Origin of the sequence: Burkholderia stagnalis, from assembly GCF_039848545.1 — a bacterium.
GTDB lineage: Bacteria > Pseudomonadota > Gammaproteobacteria > Burkholderiales > Burkholderiaceae > Burkholderia > Burkholderia stagnalis.
Genome location: NZ_CP156685.1, coordinates 2,872,776 through 2,892,227, shown reverse-complemented (window position 1 = coordinate 2,892,227; position 19,452 = coordinate 2,872,776). Strand labels below are relative to the sequence as shown.

The following is a 19,452-nucleotide window of genomic DNA, read 5'->3' as shown; positions in this document are numbered from 1 at the left end:
CGGTTACTCGGCGCGCGCGGCGGCCGGCATCTTCTCGATGCAGACGTAGGGGAAGCGCTCGGGGAACGGCTTGATGTGCCGGTAGAAGTGCGAACCGATCGACTCGGCCTTGCGGAACGCGTCGAAGTTCGCCGGCGTGCACTTGTCGTAGTGGTAGAGCGACGTCGGCTCGCCGGCCTTGTTCTTGAACCGGATCGCGAGCGTGCCCGTCTGCGGGTCGTAGCCGATGCTGTGAATCTGCGACGACTCGACGGACGTCATGTCGATGTTCAGGGCGGTGGGTGCGTTCATGGCGATTTGCTCCTGTGGGATGGTCACGTGTCGTAGCCGACGGGGAAACGGTCGGCGTTGAGGTAGGCGAGGCCGAGGACCGCGATTGCGAGCAGCGCGAGCATCACGATCCACGCAGCGAACTTGCTGCGGCGCTCGAGCCGGTCGAGCGCTTCGAAGATGGAATTGACGAGCCAGATCACAGCAGGCTCCGCAGGTAGGGACCGGCGAGGTCGATGCCGTTCCAGAACATGCCGATGACGATCCCGAAGGTAGCGGCCCAGGCTGAGCCTTCGATGACGTAGCGGGTGTGCGACGGGCGCGCGGCGGCGCGCAGCAGCGCGTTGTCGTGGGCGGCGCGCATGTCAGCCCCCCTTCCGAGTGTTCGCGCCGGTGTGATCGGCGCAGCTGCTCACGCCTGAATCACCCGGGCCGAGTTCGCAACCGCACTGCGAGCAGTACGTCATCGGGAAACGGGGCGCGCGGGGCGCCGCCGTGGCGCGGCGGATCTGCTGTTCGCGTTCCGCGCGGCGCGTGCCGCGCGTAAGCAGGAAATGGACGGCGCCGAGGAACACGGCGAGGCCGCACCAGGCTGCGAGGATGTTCAGGGCCATCATGCCGGCATCCCCTCGCGCTGCTCGCGCGCCACTTGCTCGGCGGAACGCTGGTGCGCGGCCGCTGCGATCGCCTCGACGAACAGGTCCTCGAGCTTCCAGCGGAAGTACGCGCGGTCGGCGTCGACGGCCTGCATAAGGCCGGCCTTTATGCTGGGCGGTAGCGCGTCGAGCTGCTCGAGCACGTCGTCGAACGTGACGTTGCGCGCGCATTCGTCATTCAGGGCGTCGAAGGCGAGCGACGCCATGTCGAGCTGTGCCTGCAGCCGGTCGGTGTAGCGGTCGTATTGCCAGCCGACAGCGTGGTTCGGGAACATCATGTGCCTCGCGGTTCTGGTGAACTTGAGGCGATGATAGATTTTCTATCGATCTATCGCAAGAAAAGCTGCCGCTTGATGATAGAAATTCTATCTATTGGTTGTTTGACGGCGATAGTGTTTGCCTGATGTCAAAAAAAAATCCCGCCGAGGCGGGATTGTGGTGAGAGAGGAATGGGGGCTATTTTGCGAAGCCAGCAATGACCCAACTTGCGCCGCGCGCGAGTCCGTAGGAAATTACGGCAAACGTTACGAACCCGATGACCATGAATGAATCATTCGTGGCGGCAGCGCCGATCAGGAGGACGACGGCCAGTCCGATGCCTACGAAATTTAATGCAATGCATAGGCGGCGAACACCCTCATTACGCAGTGGGCCGACGTCCCAAGTGGATTTCAACCACTTGGCTTTTGAGGGCGAGGATTCGAACTTATCAAGTTGCGTAATCGCGATTCCGTATGTATTTTTCACGCGAACTGATTTTGAGAAATAGAGCGTCCAAACGATTGCGCTGAGCGCTGAACCGATGATTTTTCCGGCTGCTTCGCCGGCTGATTGGGCGTCCATTGAAACATGCAATGTTAGTGGCACTACGACAAAGCTCTGAACCGCAAGCATTATCGGCCCGGAAAGCCAGAGTGCCATCTTGGCGAAGCCCACGGACGGTGGCGCGTGCCGCTTCCAAAGCAAGAACCCGGCATAGGCGCCAACACCAGAGGCAGCAGCCCACGTGAGCCAATAGGCTGTTTTGAACGTGCCCCAGTTCGGGTTGGACAGTACGCCTGGATAATCATGTTCAGTCGTAATTATGTCCTTCCAGATTGCAGAACCCGCAGCAAGAGGACCGAGCACCATAAAGCAAAATATTATCCATCCGAGCCAACCCCCTACGCCCTTTAGATTTTCGTTTTTCATAATTTCCCCGATTCGAAAATTAAAGATGTGTGGTTATTGCAATTTATCGCTTTCGATAGCGTCGATGCTCGACCATCACCCCGATGATTTTTACAGGCTCCCGCTCGTTGCTTATGGTCGGGTAGTCTGGGTTCAGCGGCACCAGTTCGAAAAGATCCAGACCATCGACAGTGACCCCACGGGCGCGGTATTTCTTGAAAGTTGCTTCCTCGCGGCCATTCTTTGCGACCACGAAGTCGCCGGGCCGCGGTGCTATCGCTGGCTCGACAATTACTCGGTCGCCTGGCTGGAACTCCGGAATCATAGAGTGCCCTTCGATCTCGAGAGCAAAGGCGTGATCCGATAGATCGAGATCGGTCAAAAGATATTCGTAACCCCACCCGGGCGGAAAGGGGGTGACGATCTCCGTCATTTGACCTGCCTGAACGCTGCTGATCAAAGGGATTCTGCGCGTACCGATCTCTGCAGGCGTGACGTTCTGAACTGGTGCGGACGGCATACCGGGTATCGGCAGCACGTATTTGGTCGCTCGAGCGATCTCAAGAATCTGTCCGAAGCTGGGCTCGTGCCGATTGTTTTCCCAAGCAGAGACATTGCCTCTCGACTTTCCGAGGGCATCCCCAAGCTGTTCCTGGCTCAAGCCGGCGTCTTCGCGGCTGGCCTTAATCCATTCACCGATGTTCATGCCCTCGATGGTAAGAAAATCTACCATCACATGAGCTATATTTTCTTGCGTTAGATGGATAGAATTTCTATCATTCCTGTTACGACGAACTCTATCGGACGAGATCATGGAGCATCCATTGGATCGAGCAGCCAAGGCTGCGGGTTTGACAATGCAAGGGCTGGCTGAACAGCTCGGCGTGACGCGCGCGGCCGTACAGCAATGGAAGCAAGAGGGGCGTCGGACGCCCGCCGAGCACTGCCCACCAATCGAGCGGCTGTGTAACGGTGCCGTTCGATGCGAGGAATTGAACGATCGGGTCGACTGGGCGTACGTTCGGTCAACGCCGGCCGACCTGCCAGCAGTTCTCCCGATTTCGCAGGTGGCCGCGTGATCTGCGTCCAGCGCTGCGCCTGTGCCTTCATCCCGGTGTACGGCGCTGCTGCTCGAGCGCCCGCAGGATGGGTTGCAGGATGGCAATCAAGTTTTCGTCCGCCTGCAATCGCCGGTCAGGATCAGGAATCGCCCCCAAGAGCTCCGCCATTCGCTTGGCGACCGCAAATTCGACTTTCTGCGGGGCGGGATGTGTGGCGCCGAGCGCTTCGAGCGTAATTCGGCACGCTTCGATTCGCCACATGTACTCCGCGATTTCCTCCTCGAGCTCCTGCTGTCTGTCGCCGAGCGCGACGACCAGCCGGCGCAGTTCCGCAATCTGTTTGTCCGTGTCCTTCAACGGAACCTCCTTTCGTGAAACGGGTTGTTTTCGATGGCCTGGCAGCCGGAATCGATTCTTTCATGGTTGGAGGTTCCTTCTTCTCAATAAAGCGCGGCCGCGCCGCGCACGTCTCATGCAGCAGGTACAGCAATGTCCACACGCGCTGAATATCGCCCCGAGGTGAAAACTCGTCTGCGACCCCGCACGCACGACGCCATGCACAAGTTCAAACGGCTGCACGGCATCGAAAGCGATTCCGCTGCACTGTCGCGCATTGCTGATCTGTTTCTGCTCGGCGCGATTGGCAATTTGCCCGAGGACCTGCTCGGCGTCAGTGCCGACGCGGCCCAATCTGGGACGGCGGTGCGCGCATGACGACGAAGAAAGCAAAGTTGCCGGCGGCGCTGACGATCGCCGAAGCGGCAGACCTGACGGCGCGTGCCGCGCGCGCTGGCGCATCGGTGCCCGAGTTCGTCGGCTATCACGTGCGGCGCAGCGCCTACGGCGCGCTTCACCCGGCAGTGCTCGCGTTCGAGGGTAGGGACGACGCGTCCCAAAGTGGCCCGAAAAAATGTGCCGACGACGCAACAGACGGCGAGGGAGAGTGACGCATGTCCCCCGTCCGTATTGGTCGCGCGACGCTGTATTGCGGCGACGCGCTGCAATTTCTTCCTGACCTGGCCGGCGTGCACGCGCTGATCACCGATCCCCCCTACAGCTCAGGCGGGCAGTTCCGCTCCGATCGCGCGCTGGGCGTTCATGCGAAGTACGTGCAGAGCGATTCCGGAAATCTCGCTCTTCCCGAATTCAGTGGCGACAACCGCGATCAGCGCGGCTTCCATTTCTGGTCTGCACTCTGGTCCGGCGCCGCGCTGCGCGCGTGCGTGCCCGGCGCGGTCGCGTGCGTGTTCACCGACTGGCGGCAGCTGCCGGTGACGACCGACTACCTGCAGGCCGGTGGATGGGTGTGGCGCGGCGTCGTGCCGTGGGTCAAGACGAGCGCACGGCCGCAGCCGGGGCGCTTCCGCGCGCAGTGCGAATACGTCGTATGGGGCAGCGCGGGAACGATGCCGCTCGACCGCGGTGTCGACGTGCTGCCCGGGTTCTACGAATACGCGTCGCCGGCGCGCCGCGAACACGTGACACAGAAGCCGCTGGGCCTGATGGCCGACCTGCTGCGCATTGTGCCGCCAGGCTCGACAGTGCTGGATCCGTTCATGGGCTCGGGCACGACAGGCGTTGCCGCGGTGCAGTGCGGGCACGACTTCGTCGGCATCGAGCTCAGTCCGCACATTTTCGATTCGGCGTGCCGGCGCATCGAAGAAGCGCAGCGCGGCTTGAAGGACTTCGCCGCGCCGGTGCTGGTCGAGCAGCGCATGCTATGGGAGGCGGGAACATGAAACGAGATGCCCTCGCAATTCCGCTCGAGCTGGGCGACGAACTTATCGTCGCCAACTTCGCCGGCGGCGCTCGACTTCGAGGGATGCGGTCCGAGACGGCCTTAGTTTTGCTTGGCAGCCTCGGCGTCCGCGATCCGTACCTTGATGCGTTCGGGGAGCGTGTACAGATACATGAGCACCATCCGCGTGAACTCCATCATTTCGCCTGCGGTTTCCGAGGTGAACTCTTCGGCGTCGTGAAGCGCGTCATTGCCTTCGAGTCGAATGCGGTGTGCCCACTCCTTCAGGTCCTTCGTGATTCGGCCTTCGGCAAACAGTTTGTCGATGCGCTTCTCCAGCTTCCACGCCTCGATATCCGGGCTGTGCTCTTTGAGCGCGATTTCGAGGCAGCGGCGAAACATGGCTGCGGCGGCTGTCGCTTTCCCGCGTGCGAGGCAGTCGCTCCCTTCGTCGAAAGCGCGAGCGGCGCGCTCCGGAACGTGCTCTGGAGATTCAACCTTCTCTGCCGTCGGAAAGACCATGACCTCTTTGATTGCATTGTGCGAGACGAGATTGCCGTGCACAAGTTGGGTGAGGTTTGCAATTGGTGTATTCGCCCGGTTGGTGTACGCCCTGATCGCGACGCCGTGCCCGCACGCGGGGCACGTGCCCAATGCGTTCCATTGGTGTGGGTCGGTTTGGTGCACGTTTGCATAGGGGATGTTGAATGCCGCTTTTGTCGCGCCGCAGTGAGGGCAATCGTGAACGAGGGTAGCCATGTGTAAGGTCTCCTTTCTCGCTAGCTATGGATGTATTGGCAACAGCGTTGTGCCGTCAAACGATCTTAGCGCATCGGCGCAGGCCCATCGAATTCAGCAGGTAGTTGTATGACCGACCTCCCGAATCCTCTCACCCCTGCGGACTGCAATCTGCGAAACCTGCCGTGGATGCCGCTCGACGTCGGGCGCGTGATCGACAGCGACCTTTTCGGAATGTCGACCGGTGACGAGTTCAAGGTTGCGTTCCGGCTGTGGGCGAAATCGTGGCACCAGGTGCCAGCCGCCAGCCTGCCGAACGATGATCGCATGCTCGCGCACCTCGCCGGCCTGGCCGAAGCGCCGGCGAAATGGAAGAAGGTGCGTGCGATGGCGCTGCGCGGCTGGATCCTATGCTCAGACGGCCGGCTCTACCATCCCGTGATCGCGCAGAAGGCGCTCGAAGCGATGGGGCACCGCGAGGATAAGCAAGAACAGCAGGGCGGCGCGCAGACGCGGCAGCAGCGCCTGCGCGAGCGCCGGGCCGCGATGTTCGAGCAGCTGCGCGCGCGCGGCATCGTGCCGGACTTCAACGCGTCGACGGCCGAGCTCAAGCGTCTGATCGAGTCGATCGGCGAATCTGACGGGGACGATCAGGCGTCACATGGGGCGTCACCGGGGACGGGCGAAGCGTCACCAGATACGCCGCATGTCACGTCACAAGAGACGTCCCCGCAACGGCTGTATACAACACAGGACAGTACCGTATACACCAACCGTCCTAACGACGACGTACGGGACTTGAAGCACACAGCGGCTGTGGACAACCCGTCGCCGTCGTCGTCGCTTTCCGCCGATGAGATCGTCGAACAGCTGACGCAGTGGGAGCGCGGTCGCGGCAAGATCCCGCGTTTCGCCGTGACGGATCAACCCATCGCCGCGTGGCGCGTGACGGTCGAGCAGCTGCGCGCTGCGTACGACCTTGCGCTCGCCGAGCGCCATCGCCAGCGCGACCAGACCGCCGTGAATTCCGGGTTCCTCGACGCCTTCGTCGCGAAGGCGCTCGCACCGCCGCGCGTCGCCGTCAAGGCGTTGCGCAGCATGACGGATCCTGAGCTCGAAGCCGAAGCGCGCCGGCTCAGCGTCAGCACGCACGGCCTGCAGCGCGACCAGTGCATCGCGAAGCTCGACAGCGCGCGCCGCGCCGCTGGCCCAACAGCATGACTTTCCAACTTCGAGGTAACGAAAAATGATCGTGATCGGTATCGATCCCGGCCTGACGGGCGCTGTCGCGTTCGTCGATCACAACGGCCTGCGCGCCGTGCGCGACCTTCCGACGATGCCGATCGAAGGCGTCGGGCCCGCGGCGACCGTGCAGCGCGAGATAGACCCGGTAGCGCTGCGCGACCTGCTGCGCGCGTGCGTGCCGGCTGACGAGGATGTGATCGCTGTCGTCGAGCATGCGCCGGCGATGGGCATCAGCCGCGACGGCGGCCCGCAACGCGGCATGCAGGCGCAGGTGTCGCTCGCCGCGACGAAGGCGACGATCGGGACCGTGCTGCGCCTGGTCGGAATTCCCGTGCGCCGCGTCGCGCCGCAGACCTGGAAACGCTTCTACGGGCTCGGCGCCGAGAAGAAGCGCGGCCTCGAGCTCGCGCGCCAGTTCTACCCGTGCGACGACATTCGCCTCGTCAAGCATCACAACCGGGCCGAGTCTGCGCTGATTGCGCGCTACGGCCTGAAGCTTTTCGCGTAGTCCAACCCGCAACCCACAGGAGAAGCCAACATGCGGACCATCACCGATCACGTCGTCAACCCGGCGAACGACAAACTGACGATCAGCGCCGTCGACGCGCCCGGCTCGGGCGGCGCGAATCACCTGTACATGATTGAAGGCTTCGACACCGAGTCGAATCCGTCGGATCCGTTCGTCGAGCGTCACGGCCAGCCGGCGCGGCACACAACGATCCTGTTCCAGAACGGTCCCATCGCGGAAGCAGGCGTGAACGGCATCACGCAGGAGGTCCTGCTCGCGATTGTCGCCGACCGCCTGCGATCGTTTCAGATGGGGCCGTTCGCGTGCCGGGAGAACGCACTCGCGTTGACGAAGATCGAAGAAGCGCAACACTGGCTGCAGCAGCGCACGCTCGCGCGCATGCGTCGCGGCGTTGAAGGTACGCACACCGCCTGACCGGCCCCCATCGTGAATGAATCGAGCCCCCGCACCAGACGTCCGTGTCGACTGGTTCCGCGTTCTGGATGACCTGAACCGCGGGGGCTTCTCCATTTCCCGCCTGGCCGAAATCACCTCCATCCCCCGCACGTCCCTCAACGACTACCGCTACGGCGCCGAGCCGGCGCACGCAGTCGGCATGTGCATCCTGCGGCACTGGTCGATCCAGACAGGCCGCGACGTCGCCGACGCGCCGCTCGTTCGCCGCTTCCCGCCGCACTCTGTCCGCAAATAGACGGAATCCCGTCACCCCACCTGATCGAAACTCGCCGGTGTAGGCGAATCAGGGATGGATATTTTTAGAAATGGCAGCAGCGGGCAGGCCGAAGGGCTATCCAAAGACGGGCGGGCGGCAGAAGGGCACACCGAACAAGGTGACGGCCGACGTCAAGGCGCTCGCTCGCGAATACGGGCCGCAGATGATTCACGTTCTCGCGAAGATCGCAACGAGCCAGGCGAAGTCGGTGCCGGCGGCCGCGAAGGTTGCGGCGGCTCGCGAGCTGCTCGACCGCGGCTACGGCAAGCCGACGCAACACATCGGCGGCCCCGACGGCGGCCCGATCCCGCTCAGCGTGACGGGCTCGCTCGCCATGACGCCGACGGCCGCCTACCTGAAGCTGTTGCGCGGGGGTGACGATGCTTGACGCACTGCCGATCACCGCTGCCGACATGTACCCCGGGTTCGACTGGCTCAACCCGGATTACGACGCCGTGCTGGCGCAGCGCACTGCGTTCGTCGAGCGCATGCGCGAGCATCCCGAAACGATCGAGCCGCTGAAGGCGTTCTTCGCCGACAACCCGGTTGCGTTCGTGAACATGTTCGGGATGACGTTCGACCCGCGCAACGTCGAAATCAAGCTGCCGGCGATCGTGCCGTTCGTGATGTTCCCGAAGCAGGAAGCGTTCGTTGATTGGGTCGTCGAGCGCTGGCGCGCGCGCGACGATGGCCTCGCGGAGAAGTCGCGCGACATGGGCGCGTCGTGGCTCTGCGTCGCCGTCGCGGTGTGGATGTGGCTGTTCCACGCTGGGACGGTCGTCGGGTTCGGCAGCCGGAAAGAGGAATACGTCGACAAGGCCGGCGACCCGAAGTCGTTGCTGTGGAAGGTGCGCCAGTTCATCGCCATGCTGCCCGCCGAGTTGCAGCCCGAAGGCTACGACGAGCGCGAGCACGCGCCGCAGATGCGGATACTGAACCCGGCGAACGGCGCGACCATCATCGGCGAGAGCGGCGACAACATCGGGCGCGGCAACCGCACCTCGATCTACTTCAAGGACGAATCCGCGTTCTACGAGCGACCGGAAGCGATCGACGCCGCGCTTTCCATGACGTCGAACTGCAAGATCGATATCTCGACGCCGAACGGCAACGGCAATCCGTTCTACCGGAAGCGCCACGGCGGCAAGATTCCCGTGTTCACGCTGCACTGGACAGACGATCCGCGCAAGGACCGCGCCTGGTACGACAAGCAGTGCGCGAAAGAGGATTCGGTCACGGTCGCGCAGGAAATCGACATCGACTACAACGCGTCCGTGGCGAACTCGTGGATATCGGGCGACCTGGTGGCGGCCGCGCAGCGCGTCGGCCCGGCCGACGTTGTGGCCGTCGGCGAATGGATCGTCGGCGTCGATGCGGCGCACTTCGGCAACGATGAGAGCGTGATTCACCGGCGCCGCGGCCGCTTGAACCTGCCGCAGATCACGAAACGGAAGCTCGACGGCGTGCAGCTCGCCGGCGTCGTCGAGGAAGAATGCGACGCGCTCGAGCGGTCGGGCGTGGCCGTGTTCGCGATCGTGATCGAGCTCGACGGGCCGGGCGTGTCCTGTTACGACCAGCTGCGCCTCGGGCCGTACAGCGAGCGCGTGGTCGGCGTGCATACGGGCGCGCGGCAGTCGACCGGCCGCAACTTCAACCTGCGCGCGAAGGCGTGGCGCGGCGCACGCGACTACCTGGCCGACGCACCCGTGAGCATGCCCGCTGATCCCGAGCTGAAATCGCAGCTCGCGTCGGTGAAATACCAGTTCCGTGACGGCGCGCTGCTGATCCAGTCGAAGAAAGAATACAAGGCAGAGTTCGGGAAGTCGCCCGACCGCGCCGACGCCTTCATCTTGACGTTCCTCGCGCCCACCGAAGAAGCCCGCAAGCCGCAGGCCGCGCCCGTCGTGCGCGTGTCCGTGAGCTCCAACCTCGCATGGATGGCCTGATGGCGATGAACGAAACCCTCGTCCGTGACGCCGACATGTCGGACGCAGATCCGATCGTGCAGCGCGCGCATCAGCGCTGGAAGCGGTGGGATGAGCGCGAGAGCGAGAACCGCGCGCGTGGCACCGCCGACCTGAAGTTTGCGAACGGCGACGCCGACAACGGCTACCAGTGGGACGACACCCTGCGCAACGCCCGCCGCGAGGACGGCAAACCGACGCTCACGATCAACAAGGTGCGGCAACACAACCTGCAGATCACGAACGACGCGCGGCAGAACAAACCGGGCATCAAGGTAAGCCCGGTGAGCAGCGACGCGACGTTCGAAGCCGCGCAGGTGTACGCCGGCGTGATCCGGCACATCGAGTACCAGAGCAACGCGCAGGCCGCGTACGACACCGCGACCGACTACCAGGTCGAGGCGGGAATCGGCTACTGGCGCGTCGTGACGGATTACGCCGACGACGAATCGTTCGATCAGGAGATTTTCATCCGGCGCGTGAAGGACCCGAACACGGTGTTCCTCGACCCGGACATTCAGGAGCTCGACGGGTCGGACGCGAAGTGGGGCGGCGTGTTCGAGGACATTTCGCACGACGAGTTTCGCGCGAAGCATCCCGGGCACGAGCATGTGATCGAACAGGCGCCGATCGGCGAGGGCGGTGACGACTGGATCAACCGCGATACCGTGCGCGTGCTCGAGTATTTCGAAGTCACGTACGACAACGACGAGCTCGTCGCGCTCGACCTGGCTGGCGACGGCAATCTGGTGACGCGTCGCATGTCGGAGCTGCCTGCGGACGTGCGCGACCTGGTGCGCGACGACAAGACGATCCGCCGGCGGCCGATCCACACGCCGCGGATCACCTGGTACAAGATCGCCGGCCACACGCGCCTGCAGGAAACGCCGTGGCTCGGCATCTACATTCCGATCGTGCGCCTGCCCGGCGAAGAACGCGTGATCGACGGCAAGGTCGAGCGCAAGGGCCACACGCGGCCGCTGAAGGACGCGCAGCGCATGTACAACTACTGGACCAGCTCGGCGACCGAACACATCGCGCTGCAGAGCAAGGTGCCGTGGGTCGGGCCGGCGCGTGCCTTCAAGGGCTACGAGGACTATTGGAAGGTCGCGAACCGCGCCAACCTGGCCTATCTGCCGTTCAACGACGTCAGCGACGACGGCATGACCCCGGTTGCGCCGCCGCAGCGCCCGCAGCCCCCGCAGGCTGCGCAGGCGTACATCGCCGGCATGCAGACGGCCGCCGAAGAAATGAAGATGGTTTCGGGCCAATACGACGCGACGATGGGCGCGAAGGGCAACGAGACGAGCGGCTACGCGATCAACCAGCGCCAGCGGCAGGGCGACCGCGCGACGTACCACTACATCGACCAGCTGGCGAACGCGATCCGTTACACGGGGAAGATTCTCATCGACCTGATCCCGAAGGTGTACGACCGCGCGCGCGTGATCCGCATCCTCGGCGAGGACGGGAAAGAGGAAAGCGTGCAGCTCGACCCGAGCGCCGCGACCCCGTTCGAGATGCTCGGCGACCCTGCGCAGCAGCAACCCGTCGGCACGATGGCGACCGCGCAGGCCGTAACGCGCATCTTCAACCCGACGATCGGCAAGTACGACGTCGTGGTTGACGTCGGCCCGCAATACCAGACGCGCCGGCAGGAGGCGTTCAACGCGCTGACGCAGATCGCGGCGCAGCGCCCCGAGCTGATGCAGGTCGTTGGCGACTTGATCATGCGCGCGGCTGACTTCCCGATGGCCGACGAGCTCGCCGAGCGCCTGTATCGCATGGTGCCGGCGTGGATCAAGGGCGAAGGCCCGACGCCGAACGAACAGCAGCAGCAACAGCAGATTGCGCAGCTGCAGGCGCTGATCCAGTCCTTGACGCAGCAGCTCGACAAGGTGCAGTCCGATCGCGCGTTCGACGCTTCGAAGCTGTCGATCGACGCGCACCGCGCCGACACCGAGCGCCTGAAGGTCGTACCGCCGATCGATCCGGCGCAGCTGCTCGCGCTCGCGACCGACGCCGCGCAGCAGGCGATTGCGCAGCAGATCCAACCGTACACACCGCCGCCGCAGATGGCGCCCCCGACCGTCGACCGCGTGCTGCCGCTGACGCAGCAGATGCAGCAGCCGGCGCTCGCGCAGGGTATGCCGCAGGGCGGCGCACCGACGCAGTAACGGACCGGGACGTATCCCGGGCTATCCCACATGAGGTCAATCATGGAAATCGCAGGAAACGCAGCAACGGACCAACCGACCGGAAGCGACTCGCAGTCGCTCGAACAGGTGCAGCAGCCCGACAGCACGACCGTCGATTCGGGCACGACGGACCCGCAGCAGGCCGGCGCGCAGCAAGGCGCGCAGGGCGAGCAGCAGCCAGGCGGTCGCCAACCCGAACCGTGGGTTACGCGCCGCTTCGCCGAGCTGACCCGTCAACGGCACGACGCGGAACGGAGAGCGCAGGAGCTCGAGGCGCAGCTCGGCGGCGGCGCAGCACCGGCCGGCGGTGAGCAGCCAGGCGCGCCGGCATCGCCGACGCAGGCGCAGTTCGACCAGGCCGTCGCGGCCGGCATCGAGCGGCGCGCGTTCGACGACGCCTGCAATCGCGTGTTTCAGCAGGGCATCGCCGAATCGCCGGACTTCCAGCAGACGGTGGGCACGCTGCAGATGATGGGCGTGATGCGCGATGACGTGCTGCAGGTCGTGACGCAGCTCGACAACGCACCGAAGCTGCTGCGGCACCTGGCCGCGACGCCGGCGGACGCCGAGCGCCTGCTTTCTCTTTCCCCGCTACAGATGGCGGCGGAACTCGGTCGCATGTCCGATCGCATCGGAAAGCCGCCGACTCAGACCGTATCCAAGGCACCGCCGCCGATCAGCACTATCGCGGCGTCGGCGGCCGCGGTCGAGCCCGAGGAATTCGGGTCGACCGATGAATACGTCGAGTTCCGTCGTCGACAGATGGCGAAACGATGACGAACCTTTGATGTAGGAGGCCGAAGTGGCTAACAAACTTTTGACGCCGGTGAAGATCCTCGACGAATCGCTGATGATTCTCGAAAACTCGCTGGCTTTCACGTCGCGCGCGAACCGGGAGTATTCCGACGAGTTCGCGCAGAAGGGCGCCAAGGTGGGCGCGACCGTGAACGCGCGGAAGCCGAACCGCTTCACGGTGTCGGAGGGCGAAAAGCTCGACGTGCAGGCCGTGAACGAGGAAATGATCCCGGTCACGCTCAACAAGCGGAAGCATGTCGCGTTCACGTTTTCGACGCAGGAGCTGACGCTGACGATCGATCGGTTCTCGGAGCGCTACCTGCAGCCGGCGATGGCGACGCTCGCCAACGATATCGACCTGACCGGGCTGCAGCTCGCCGCAGCGACGTCGCCGAACGTGATCGGGTCGCCGGGCGCGGTGCCGAACGATATCGGCATCTTGCTCGACGCCGGCGTGCGGCTCGACGAGGAAGCGGCGCCGCGCGGCCGCGATCGCAACGTCGTGTGGTCGCCGCGCGCGAACGCGAGCATGGTCAAGGGCGCGTCCGGCCTCTACAACAACGCGCAGAAGATCAGCGACAACTACGATTCCGGCATCTTCGTGAGCTCGCTTGGCTGGAACATCGGCATGGACCAGAACTGCGCCGTGACGCGGGCCGGCACGCGCGGCGACGGCACCGTTGCTTCGGCCGGCGTCACGGGCGCTCGAATCCCGTTGAGCCGGCTCGGTGCCAATGTGACGATCCGGCGCGGTGATGTGTTCTCGATCGCTGGCGTCTATGCCGTGAACCCGCAGAACCGCATGCCGACGGGATCGCTTCGCCAGTTCGTCGTGCTCGAGGACGTGGTTGCGGACGCGGGTGGTAACGCGACGGTGCCGGTGTATCCGTCGCTGATTCCGCCGGTCGCGCCGGACAAGCCCGCGCAGTACCAGACGGTCGACGCGGCGCCGGCGCTGAATGCGATCGTGACGTGGGCAGTCGACGCGGAAACGCAGACGACGAACAGCATCGCGTATCACAAAAACGCGTTCACGCTCGCGACGGCCGACCTCGACATGCCCGATGGCGTGCACTTCAAGGCGCGCCGGAACTACCGCGGAATCTCGCTGCGCATCATCCGTCAGTACGACATCAACGCGGACATCATCCCCTGCCGTATCGACGTTCTGTACGGCTGGAAGGACGTCTATCCCGAACTGTCGACGCGAATCATCTACTGACCCGCGTGCGCCGTCTGGCCGCGCGCCGGGCGGTGCTCTGCACTGGAGCACACCATGACTTTCTATCCGAAATGGTTGTATCACGACGAGCACGGCGCCGCACTCGTTCGCGATGAGGCGCAGGAGGACGCGCTCGGCGATGGGTGGACCGGAACGCCGCCGGCGGGCCTGCGCGCCGAGCAGGTGCGCGATCGCCGCCGCTCGGTGCCCGCGCCGATGCCGAAAGACGACGAGGCGGCGACCGGCGTCGCGGATCCGCTGCTCGGTAACGCGCTGAAGGGCGACCCCGATCCGGGCGCCGGCGCGTCCGGTAGCGACGTCGGCGGCGGCGATCCGCCAGCGACTGGCGACGAAAAGGCTATGCTGCTCGCCGAGGCGGCAGGGAAGGGCGTCACCGTCGACAAGCGCTGGAGCGCCGCGCGCATCCGCGCGGCGATCGACGCGGCGAATGGCGAGGCGTAACAGTGCAGATCACCGCGAAGGATCTCATCATGCAGGCGCTGAAGGAAATCGGCGTCGTCGCGCAGGGCCAGCCAGCGACCGATGAGGATATCGCCGATTGCCTGTTTCGCCTGAACGGCATGCTCGGGCAGTGGGAGAAGAAGCGCGCGCTTGTCTACCGGCTGCGCTCGATCGACTGGCAGGCCGACGGCAGCACGTCGTACAAGCTCGGACCAGGCGCGGAGATTGACACACCGCGCCCGAGCAAGATCGCGTCGGGCTACGTGCGCCTGTTGGGCGGATCGATGCCGGTCGACTACCAGCTGACCGTGATCGTCGCGCGTGAGGACTACGACCGAATCGCGGTGAAGGAACTGCGCTCGATGCCGAGCTTCGTCTACCTCGACACGACCAACCCGGCCGCAACGCTCTACCTGTGGCCGGTGCCGACGAGCCAGTATCGCGTGCACGTCACCGCGTACGAGGTGCTGCCGCGGTTCGACGATGCGGCCGAGCCGATCGACCTGCCGGACGTCTATCAGGAGGCGCTTTTCTACAACGCCGTCGTGCGCTTCTCGCCGATGTATCGCCTACCAGTGACGGCCGAGGCGGCCGCGCTCGCGCGCGCAGCGCTCGACACGATCACGGGCGACCTGCTGCAGATCCCGCTGCTGCAGATGCCGGACGGCCTCGCGCGGCGCGGCCGCTACAGCATCTATTCGGATCGCGTGCAATGAAAAAAACCGTGCCCCTCGTCATCGGCGCGTACCAGGCGCAATCGATCATCGCCAGCGCGCAGCGCTGCGTGAACCTGTACGTCGAGAAGAACCCGCCGGATTCCCCGTTCCCGACGACGCACTACCCGACGCCTGGGCTGCGCAAGCTCGCGGACGGCCCGGGCAGTGGCGCGCAGGGTGCGTATGTCGCGTCGACGGACGACCTGTATTTCGCGGCTGGCGGCCAGCTCTACCGCCTGAAGGACGACTTCAGCTACGAACGGCTCGGCAATCTCGCGTCGGCCGCGCGGCGGATCGAGATGACGGACAACGGGCAGCACCTGGTCGTTGTCGACGGTTCGCCGAACGGCTACACGGTCAACCTCAAAACGTACGAGTTCGGGACGATGACTGGTGCCGGCTGGTACGGCAGCGATCGCGCGGACGTCATGTCCGGCTACCTGATCTTCAACCGGCCTGATACGAACCAGTTCTACGTGTCGTCGCCGTTCGGCTTGCAGCTCGAGCCGCTCGACTTCGCCGGAAAGGTCAGTTCGATGGATCGGCTCGTCGCGTGCGCGGTCGCGAACCCGAACCTGTGGTTGTTCGGCGAACGGACGTCGGAAATCTGGCGCCTGTCCGGCGCGCAAGATTTTGCGTTCGCGAAGTTCCCGGGGGCGAACGTGCAGCACGGCTGCGCCGCGCCGCACTCGATCGCCGTGATCGACTCGACGGTGTATTGGCTCGCGCAGAACGATCAGGGCGGCGGAATCGTCATGCGGACGGAAAACGTGCAGGCGTCGCGCGCATCGACGCATGCGATCGAGCAGGAGATCCAGACGTATCCGCGTGTCGACGACGCGTTCGCTGTCGCCGAGCAGTTCAACGGGCACACGTTCTACGTGCTGCACTTCCCGAGTGCGGACAAGACATGGGCGTATGACTTGGCGACAAAGGAATGGCACGAACGCGGATGGCTCGATCGGCGCGGCGCGCTGCGCCGGCACCGCGCCGGCGCTGTCGCGTATTGGAGGGGGCGGCACATCGCGTTCGATCGCGACAGCGGCGATATCTACGAAGCTCGGCCGGACGTGTACGACGACGCGGGCTCGCCGATCCTGCGCGTGCGCGGTTTCCCGCACATGGTCGAAGGCGGGAATCGCGTCGTGTATCGGCAGTTCATCGCGGACATGGCCGTCGGCCGCACGCCGGCGCAGCTCGTCGACGAACCGCGCGTGCGGCTGCGATGGTCCGACACACGCGGCGAGACGTGGGGCAATTCGATCATGTACGGGCTCGGCCGCATCGGTGAATTCCGTCGGTCGATCCAGTTCAACCGGCTCGGCATCGCGCGCGATCGCGTGTTCGAGCTGTCGTGGTCGGCCCCCGTGCGGACGGCGCTGAACGGCGCGTTTGTTGACTCGGAGGCGGCGGCGTCGTGAGTGGCTTTCTCCCGTTTCCGGCCGACGTCGATTTCCTCGATGCATCGGGCAAGGTGTCGCAGCCGTGGGTGTACTGGCTGCTCGGTCTGTCTGATCGCACCGGCGGCGAGGAAGGAGGCGGCGACTTCGGCGATATCTACCGGCGCATTCAGGCGCTGGCCGACCAGATCGACAGCGTCGGCGGCCGTGTCACGTCGCTTTCGATGGTGGTCGCGGCGCTGATCTATCGGGTCGCGACGCTCGAGGCGCAGCTCGCGGCAACCGTGCCAGCTCCAGCGCGACGCGTCGACGTCGACGAGCCGCCGGTACCAATTCAGCAAACGTCGGCGGCGCGCGTCGCCGACCTCGAAACAATGGTGAACGCATGATTCGCTGGAAACAACTCGCGCAGGGCGTGCTCGCTGCAGCAGCGGCCCCGATCTACGCGCCGACGCCGGGCACATACGCCGCCGTGCATGCGGCGACCGCATCGAACCCGACTGACGAACCGGTGACGGTCGAGATATGGATCGCGCGCGCGAACGCGAAGGACAGCGGCCGCCGTGTCGCCGCAGCTGTCGTGCCGCCTGGCGAAACGCGGCCAGTCGCTGACCTAGTCAATCACAAGCTCGAACCGGGCATGACGTTGAGCGCCGCCGGCGCCGGCGTCGAGCTCACGGTGTCGGGTGCCGAAAACGTACCGGAGTAACCATGCAACATTTCCTGAAGATCGCCGAAGGTGTCGACGTGATGCCGCTGCTGCTCGCGATCCAGCGTCGCCCCGACCTCTGGAAAGAGGACACCTATCTGCGTGACTACCCACAGGGCCCGTTCGGCGAAATCGAAACGATCATGCTGCGGTTTCCCGTGAAAGGGGTCTACGAGACGCAGGAGGAGGTGCGCAATCACCTGCTCACGCACGACCCGCACGAAAGCATCGACTACCCGCCCTACAGGGTCCTGCACGAAGCACGCCCGCTCGTCATGTCGTTGATGGCGCGCGTTGCCGGCGAGCGGCTCGGCCGCGTCATGGTGAACAAGATCGCGCCGGGCGGCCACATCTTCCCGCACGCCGACACGAAGGAGCATGCCGAGTACTACTCGCGTTTCCACATCGTCATCAAGAGCCGCCCCGGCAACGTGTTCCGTTGCGAGAGCGAGCAGGTGCACATGCAGCCGGGCGAGGTTTGGTGGTTCAACAACGCGCTCGAGCACGAAGTCACGAACAACAGCGACGACGATCGGATCCACGTTGTCGTCGATATCCGGACGTCACGATGATCACTTTTCAGGTTGAGCCGTTCTCCCAGGTGTATGGCGAGCTGCTTCCGCTGCTGCGCGAGCACTACGGCGAGATCTCGACGCACAAGGATCACGGCGTTGCGCTCGAACCGATGGTCGAGCTGTACCGCGCGCGCGAGGCCGACGGAACGCTGCTGATGGTGATCGGGCGCGAGGCTGGCGAAATCGTCGCCTACTTCGTGGGATTCGTCGCGCCGGCGCTGCATTACCGGTCATGCCTGACGTGTTCCCCGGACATTTTCTATGTGCGGCCGGATCAGCGCGGCGCGCGCGCGGGCGTGCAGCTGTTTCGCTTCGTCGAAGCGGAGCTGCGTCGGCGCGGCGTGCAGCGGTGGGCTGTCGGCTGCAAGGTCGCGCACGACGCATCGGCGCTGTTCCGGCTGCTCGACTTCGAACCGGTCGAAACGACTCACGAGAAATGGCTCGATGGCACGGGGACCGTTGTTGTCGAACGGCGCCGAATCAAGAACATGCCGCCCGAGTTGGACGGCTACGAATCCGGGAGCTGATGATGGTTGCGGCAGCGGTAGGTGTGGGAGCAGCGGTCGCGGGCGTGGCAGGTTCTGCCATGTCGGCGAGTGCATCGAAGGACGCAGCGGGCCAGCAGGCGGCAGCGGCCGATCGCGCTGCCGAAATGCAGTGGAAGCAGTACGAGCAGACGCGCGAGGACCTGTCGCCGTTTACCAACCTTGGCACGGCGTCGATCAATCCGCTGCTGACGGCGATGGGGTACGCGCCGCAATACGACAAGGACGGCAAGCTGACCGGAATGACGGCGGACCCTAGCAATCCGCTGCAGCAACGCTTCTCGTTCGACGCGAAGGATCTCGAAAGCACGCCGGGCTACCAGTTCACGCTGAAGCAGGGATTGCGGGGCGTCGACAACAGCAACGCAGCGCGCGGGCTTGGTTTGTCCGGCGCGCAGCTCAAGGGCATTTCCGACTACACGACGGGGCTCGCGCAGAACACGTATCAGCAGCAGTTCGGAAACGCGCTGACGGGCTACCAGACGAACTACAACAGCGCAGCGAACAACGTGAACCGGTTGCTCGGCCTGATGCAGACCGGGCAGAACTCTGCCGCGATGACCGGGAACATGGGAGCGAGCGCGGCGGCCGGTGCGGGCAACTTGCTCACGCAGGGCGCGAACGCCAGCGCCGCGGGGACGATAGGTGCCGCGAACGCATGGAGCAATGGCATCAACGGACTTAGCAATTCCGCGATGATGTATTCGATGATGAAGCAGTTCCCCGGCATGTACGGCGGGTAGGAGA

General features: G+C 64.6%; 30 protein-coding genes. 21 read left to right on the top strand and 9 right to left on the bottom strand.

What is annotated here, in order from left to right; all coding sequences use genetic code 11:
- Positions 1-3: 3 nt before the first annotated feature.
- From ABFO07_RS13355 to ABFO07_RS13325, 7 genes are all read right to left on the bottom strand, one after another.
- Positions 4-291, bottom strand: a complete 288-nt coding sequence (locus ABFO07_RS13355) for a KTSC domain-containing protein (protein ID WP_347467569.1) — start codon at positions 289-291, stop codon at positions 4-6.
- A gap of 23 nt (positions 292-314) precedes the next feature.
- Positions 315-473, bottom strand: a complete 159-nt coding sequence (locus ABFO07_RS13350) for a hypothetical protein (protein WP_347467567.1) — start codon at positions 471-473, stop codon at positions 315-317.
- Positions 470-634, bottom strand: a complete 165-nt coding sequence (locus ABFO07_RS13345; RefSeq protein ID WP_347467565.1) for a hypothetical protein — start codon at positions 632-634, stop codon at positions 470-472. The genes ABFO07_RS13350 and ABFO07_RS13345 overlap by 4 nt, the downstream gene beginning before the upstream one ends.
- A gap of 1 nt (position 635) precedes the next feature.
- Entirely contained in the window at positions 636-887 is a 252-nt protein-coding gene (locus ABFO07_RS13340; protein WP_347467563.1) for a hypothetical protein, read from the bottom strand.
- Complete coding sequence (locus ABFO07_RS13335; protein WP_347467561.1) at positions 884-1,204, bottom strand: hypothetical protein; 321 nt, start codon at positions 1,202-1,204, stop codon at positions 884-886. The genes ABFO07_RS13340 and ABFO07_RS13335 overlap by 4 nt, the downstream gene beginning before the upstream one ends.
- 178 nt (positions 1,205-1,382) lie before the next feature.
- Positions 1,383-2,117, bottom strand: coding sequence for a DUF2569 family protein (locus ABFO07_RS13330; RefSeq protein WP_347467559.1), 735 nt, complete (start codon positions 2,115-2,117; stop codon positions 1,383-1,385).
- A 43-nt stretch (positions 2,118-2,160) separates the two neighbouring features.
- Positions 2,161-2,910, bottom strand: coding sequence for a LexA family protein (locus ABFO07_RS13325; protein WP_347467557.1), 750 nt, complete (start codon positions 2,908-2,910; stop codon positions 2,161-2,163).
- Here ABFO07_RS13325 and ABFO07_RS13320 point away from each other — a divergent pair.
- Positions 2,909-3,175, top strand: coding sequence for a transcriptional regulator (locus tag ABFO07_RS13320; RefSeq protein ID WP_347467555.1), 267 nt, complete (start codon positions 2,909-2,911; stop codon positions 3,173-3,175). The two genes, ABFO07_RS13325 and ABFO07_RS13320, sit on opposite strands and share 2 nt — an antisense overlap.
- A gap of 27 nt (positions 3,176-3,202) precedes the next feature.
- On the opposite strand, the gene ABFO07_RS13315 is transcribed toward ABFO07_RS13320, so the two are convergent.
- Entirely contained in the window at positions 3,203-3,514 is a 312-nt protein-coding gene (locus ABFO07_RS13315) for a hypothetical protein (protein WP_347467553.1), read from the bottom strand.
- 132 nt (positions 3,515-3,646) lie between these two features.
- Here ABFO07_RS13315 and ABFO07_RS13310 point away from each other — a divergent pair, with 132 nt between their 5' ends.
- The 3 genes from ABFO07_RS13310 to ABFO07_RS13300 are packed head-to-tail and all read left to right on the top strand — an operon-like array spanning position 3,647 to position 4,896.
- Complete coding sequence (locus tag ABFO07_RS13310) at positions 3,647-3,871, top strand: hypothetical protein (protein WP_347467552.1); 225 nt, start codon at positions 3,647-3,649, stop codon at positions 3,869-3,871.
- The gene (locus ABFO07_RS13305; protein WP_347467550.1) at positions 3,868-4,104 is read left to right on the top strand and encodes a hypothetical protein; all 237 of its coding nucleotides are present in this window, start codon (positions 3,868-3,870) and stop codon (positions 4,102-4,104) included. The genes ABFO07_RS13310 and ABFO07_RS13305 overlap by 4 nt, the downstream gene beginning before the upstream one ends.
- A gap of 3 nt (positions 4,105-4,107) precedes the next feature.
- Positions 4,108-4,896, top strand: coding sequence for a DNA-methyltransferase (locus ABFO07_RS13300; protein WP_347467548.1), 789 nt, complete (start codon positions 4,108-4,110; stop codon positions 4,894-4,896).
- Positions 4,897-4,997: 101 nt separating this feature from the next.
- On the opposite strand, the gene ABFO07_RS13295 is transcribed toward ABFO07_RS13300, so the two are convergent.
- Positions 4,998-5,654 carry a DUF4145 domain-containing protein gene (locus tag ABFO07_RS13295; RefSeq protein WP_347467546.1) on the bottom strand — a complete coding sequence of 219 codons (657 nt, stop codon included), beginning with the start codon at positions 5,652-5,654 and terminating at the stop codon, positions 4,998-5,000.
- 108 nt (positions 5,655-5,762) lie between these two features.
- On the opposite strand from ABFO07_RS13295, the gene ABFO07_RS13290 reads away from it, so the two are divergent.
- The 17 genes from ABFO07_RS13290 to ABFO07_RS13210 all read left to right on the top strand — a co-directional run bounded on the left by ABFO07_RS13290 (position 5,763) and on the right by ABFO07_RS13210 (position 19,448).
- The gene (locus ABFO07_RS13290) at positions 5,763-6,854 is read left to right on the top strand and encodes a DUF1376 domain-containing protein (RefSeq protein ID WP_347467545.1); all 1,092 of its coding nucleotides are present in this window, start codon (positions 5,763-5,765) and stop codon (positions 6,852-6,854) included.
- Positions 6,855-6,879: 25 nt separating this feature from the next.
- Complete coding sequence (locus ABFO07_RS13285) at positions 6,880-7,386, top strand: hypothetical protein (protein WP_347467543.1); 507 nt, start codon at positions 6,880-6,882, stop codon at positions 7,384-7,386.
- A gap of 30 nt (positions 7,387-7,416) precedes the next feature.
- A complete protein-coding gene (locus tag ABFO07_RS13280; protein ID WP_347467541.1) occupies positions 7,417-7,821 on the top strand; it encodes a hypothetical protein in 405 nt (134 codons plus the stop codon).
- Positions 7,822-7,837: 16 nt separating this feature from the next.
- Positions 7,838-8,098, top strand: coding sequence for a hypothetical protein (locus ABFO07_RS13275; RefSeq protein WP_347467539.1), 261 nt, complete (start codon positions 7,838-7,840; stop codon positions 8,096-8,098).
- A 70-nt stretch (positions 8,099-8,168) separates the two neighbouring features.
- Positions 8,169-8,507: a hypothetical protein gene (locus ABFO07_RS13270; protein ID WP_347467537.1), complete on the top strand. Its 339-nt coding sequence runs from the start codon at positions 8,169-8,171 to the stop codon at positions 8,505-8,507.
- Positions 8,500-10,065 carry a TerL protein gene (locus ABFO07_RS13265; RefSeq protein ID WP_347467535.1) on the top strand — a complete coding sequence of 522 codons (1,566 nt, stop codon included), beginning with the start codon at positions 8,500-8,502 and terminating at the stop codon, positions 10,063-10,065. Before ABFO07_RS13270 ends, ABFO07_RS13265 begins: the two co-directional genes overlap by 8 nt.
- On the top strand, positions 10,065-12,260 hold the full coding sequence (locus tag ABFO07_RS13260; RefSeq protein WP_347467533.1) for a portal protein: 2,196 nt from the start codon (positions 10,065-10,067) through the stop codon (positions 12,258-12,260). Before ABFO07_RS13265 ends, ABFO07_RS13260 begins: the two co-directional genes overlap by 1 nt.
- A 42-nt stretch (positions 12,261-12,302) precedes the next feature.
- On the top strand, positions 12,303-13,058 hold the full coding sequence (locus ABFO07_RS13255) for a hypothetical protein (protein WP_347467531.1): 756 nt from the start codon (positions 12,303-12,305) through the stop codon (positions 13,056-13,058).
- A gap of 25 nt (positions 13,059-13,083) precedes the next feature.
- Positions 13,084-14,298 (top strand): P22 phage major capsid protein family protein, encoded by a 1,215-nt coding sequence (locus tag ABFO07_RS13250; RefSeq protein WP_347467529.1) that lies wholly within the window; start codon positions 13,084-13,086, stop codon positions 14,296-14,298.
- 54 nt (positions 14,299-14,352) lie between these two features.
- Positions 14,353-14,760, top strand: coding sequence for a hypothetical protein (locus ABFO07_RS13245; protein WP_347467527.1), 408 nt, complete (start codon positions 14,353-14,355; stop codon positions 14,758-14,760).
- 2 nt (positions 14,761-14,762) lie between these two features.
- A complete protein-coding gene (locus ABFO07_RS13240) occupies positions 14,763-15,476 on the top strand; it encodes a hypothetical protein (RefSeq protein WP_347467525.1) in 714 nt (237 codons plus the stop codon).
- Entirely contained in the window at positions 15,473-16,897 is a 1,425-nt protein-coding gene (locus ABFO07_RS13235; protein WP_347467523.1) for a hypothetical protein, read from the top strand. Before ABFO07_RS13240 ends, ABFO07_RS13235 begins: the two co-directional genes overlap by 4 nt.
- Positions 16,894-17,265: a hypothetical protein gene (locus ABFO07_RS13230; protein WP_347467521.1), complete on the top strand. Its 372-nt coding sequence runs from the start codon at positions 16,894-16,896 to the stop codon at positions 17,263-17,265. The genes ABFO07_RS13235 and ABFO07_RS13230 overlap by 4 nt, the downstream gene beginning before the upstream one ends.
- Positions 17,262-17,585, top strand: coding sequence for a hypothetical protein (locus ABFO07_RS13225; RefSeq protein ID WP_347467519.1), 324 nt, complete (start codon positions 17,262-17,264; stop codon positions 17,583-17,585). Before ABFO07_RS13230 ends, ABFO07_RS13225 begins: the two co-directional genes overlap by 4 nt.
- A 2-nt stretch (positions 17,586-17,587) precedes the next feature.
- Positions 17,588-18,157 carry an aspartyl/asparaginyl beta-hydroxylase domain-containing protein gene (locus ABFO07_RS13220; RefSeq protein ID WP_347467517.1) on the top strand — a complete coding sequence of 190 codons (570 nt, stop codon included), beginning with the start codon at positions 17,588-17,590 and terminating at the stop codon, positions 18,155-18,157.
- Positions 18,067-18,687 (top strand): GNAT family N-acetyltransferase, encoded by a 621-nt coding sequence (locus tag ABFO07_RS13215; protein ID WP_347467516.1) that lies wholly within the window; start codon positions 18,067-18,069, stop codon positions 18,685-18,687. The genes ABFO07_RS13220 and ABFO07_RS13215 overlap by 91 nt, the downstream gene beginning before the upstream one ends.
- Positions 18,688-18,746: 59 nt before the next feature.
- Positions 18,747-19,448, top strand: a complete 702-nt coding sequence (locus tag ABFO07_RS13210; RefSeq protein WP_347467514.1) for a hypothetical protein — start codon at positions 18,747-18,749, stop codon at positions 19,446-19,448.
- The last annotated feature ends 4 nt before the right edge of the window (positions 19,449-19,452 follow it).

Bases quoted from the DNA above. Each gene is read 5' to 3' on its own strand.
- ABFO07_RS13355 (WP_347467569.1), bottom strand. From the start codon at position 291: ATGAACGCACCCACCGCCCTGAACATCGACATGACGTCCGTCGAGTCG.
- ABFO07_RS13345 (WP_347467565.1), bottom strand. From the start codon at position 634: ATGCGCGCCGCCCACGACAACGCGCTGCTGCGCGCCGCCGCGCGCCCG.
- ABFO07_RS13340 (WP_347467563.1), bottom strand. From the start codon at position 887: ATGATGGCCCTGAACATCCTCGCAGCCTGGTGCGGCCTCGCCGTGTTC.
- ABFO07_RS13335 (WP_347467561.1), bottom strand. From the start codon at position 1,204: ATGATGTTCCCGAACCACGCTGTCGGCTGGCAATACGACCGCTACACC.
- ABFO07_RS13330 (WP_347467559.1), bottom strand. From the start codon at position 2,117: ATGAAAAACGAAAATCTAAAGGGCGTAGGGGGTTGGCTCGGATGGATA.
- ABFO07_RS13320 (WP_347467555.1), top strand. From the start codon at position 2,909: ATGGAGCATCCATTGGATCGAGCAGCCAAGGCTGCGGGTTTGACAATG.
- ABFO07_RS13325 (WP_347467557.1), bottom strand. From the start codon at position 2,910: ATGATCTCGTCCGATAGAGTTCGTCGTAACAGGAATGATAGAAATTCT.
- ABFO07_RS13310 (WP_347467552.1), top strand. From the start codon at position 3,647: ATGTCCACACGCGCTGAATATCGCCCCGAGGTGAAAACTCGTCTGCGA.
- ABFO07_RS13305 (WP_347467550.1), top strand. From the start codon at position 3,868: ATGACGACGAAGAAAGCAAAGTTGCCGGCGGCGCTGACGATCGCCGAA.
- ABFO07_RS13300 (WP_347467548.1), top strand. From the start codon at position 4,108: ATGTCCCCCGTCCGTATTGGTCGCGCGACGCTGTATTGCGGCGACGCG.
- ABFO07_RS13295 (WP_347467546.1), bottom strand. From the start codon at position 5,654: ATGGCTACCCTCGTTCACGATTGCCCTCACTGCGGCGCGACAAAAGCG.
- ABFO07_RS13290 (WP_347467545.1), top strand. From the start codon at position 5,763: ATGACCGACCTCCCGAATCCTCTCACCCCTGCGGACTGCAATCTGCGA.
- ABFO07_RS13285 (WP_347467543.1), top strand. From the start codon at position 6,880: ATGATCGTGATCGGTATCGATCCCGGCCTGACGGGCGCTGTCGCGTTC.
- ABFO07_RS13280 (WP_347467541.1), top strand. From the start codon at position 7,417: ATGCGGACCATCACCGATCACGTCGTCAACCCGGCGAACGACAAACTG.
- ABFO07_RS13275 (WP_347467539.1), top strand. From the start codon at position 7,838: ATGAATCGAGCCCCCGCACCAGACGTCCGTGTCGACTGGTTCCGCGTT.
- ABFO07_RS13270 (WP_347467537.1), top strand. From the start codon at position 8,169: ATGGCAGCAGCGGGCAGGCCGAAGGGCTATCCAAAGACGGGCGGGCGG.
- ABFO07_RS13265 (WP_347467535.1), top strand. From the start codon at position 8,500: ATGCTTGACGCACTGCCGATCACCGCTGCCGACATGTACCCCGGGTTC.
- ABFO07_RS13260 (WP_347467533.1), top strand. From the start codon at position 10,065: ATGGCGATGAACGAAACCCTCGTCCGTGACGCCGACATGTCGGACGCA.
- ABFO07_RS13255 (WP_347467531.1), top strand. From the start codon at position 12,303: ATGGAAATCGCAGGAAACGCAGCAACGGACCAACCGACCGGAAGCGAC.
- ABFO07_RS13245 (WP_347467527.1), top strand. From the start codon at position 14,353: ATGACTTTCTATCCGAAATGGTTGTATCACGACGAGCACGGCGCCGCA.
- ABFO07_RS13235 (WP_347467523.1), top strand. From the start codon at position 15,473: ATGAAAAAAACCGTGCCCCTCGTCATCGGCGCGTACCAGGCGCAATCG.
- ABFO07_RS13225 (WP_347467519.1), top strand. From the start codon at position 17,262: ATGATTCGCTGGAAACAACTCGCGCAGGGCGTGCTCGCTGCAGCAGCG.
- ABFO07_RS13220 (WP_347467517.1), top strand. From the start codon at position 17,588: ATGCAACATTTCCTGAAGATCGCCGAAGGTGTCGACGTGATGCCGCTG.
- ABFO07_RS13210 (WP_347467514.1), top strand. From the start codon at position 18,747: ATGTCGGCGAGTGCATCGAAGGACGCAGCGGGCCAGCAGGCGGCAGCG.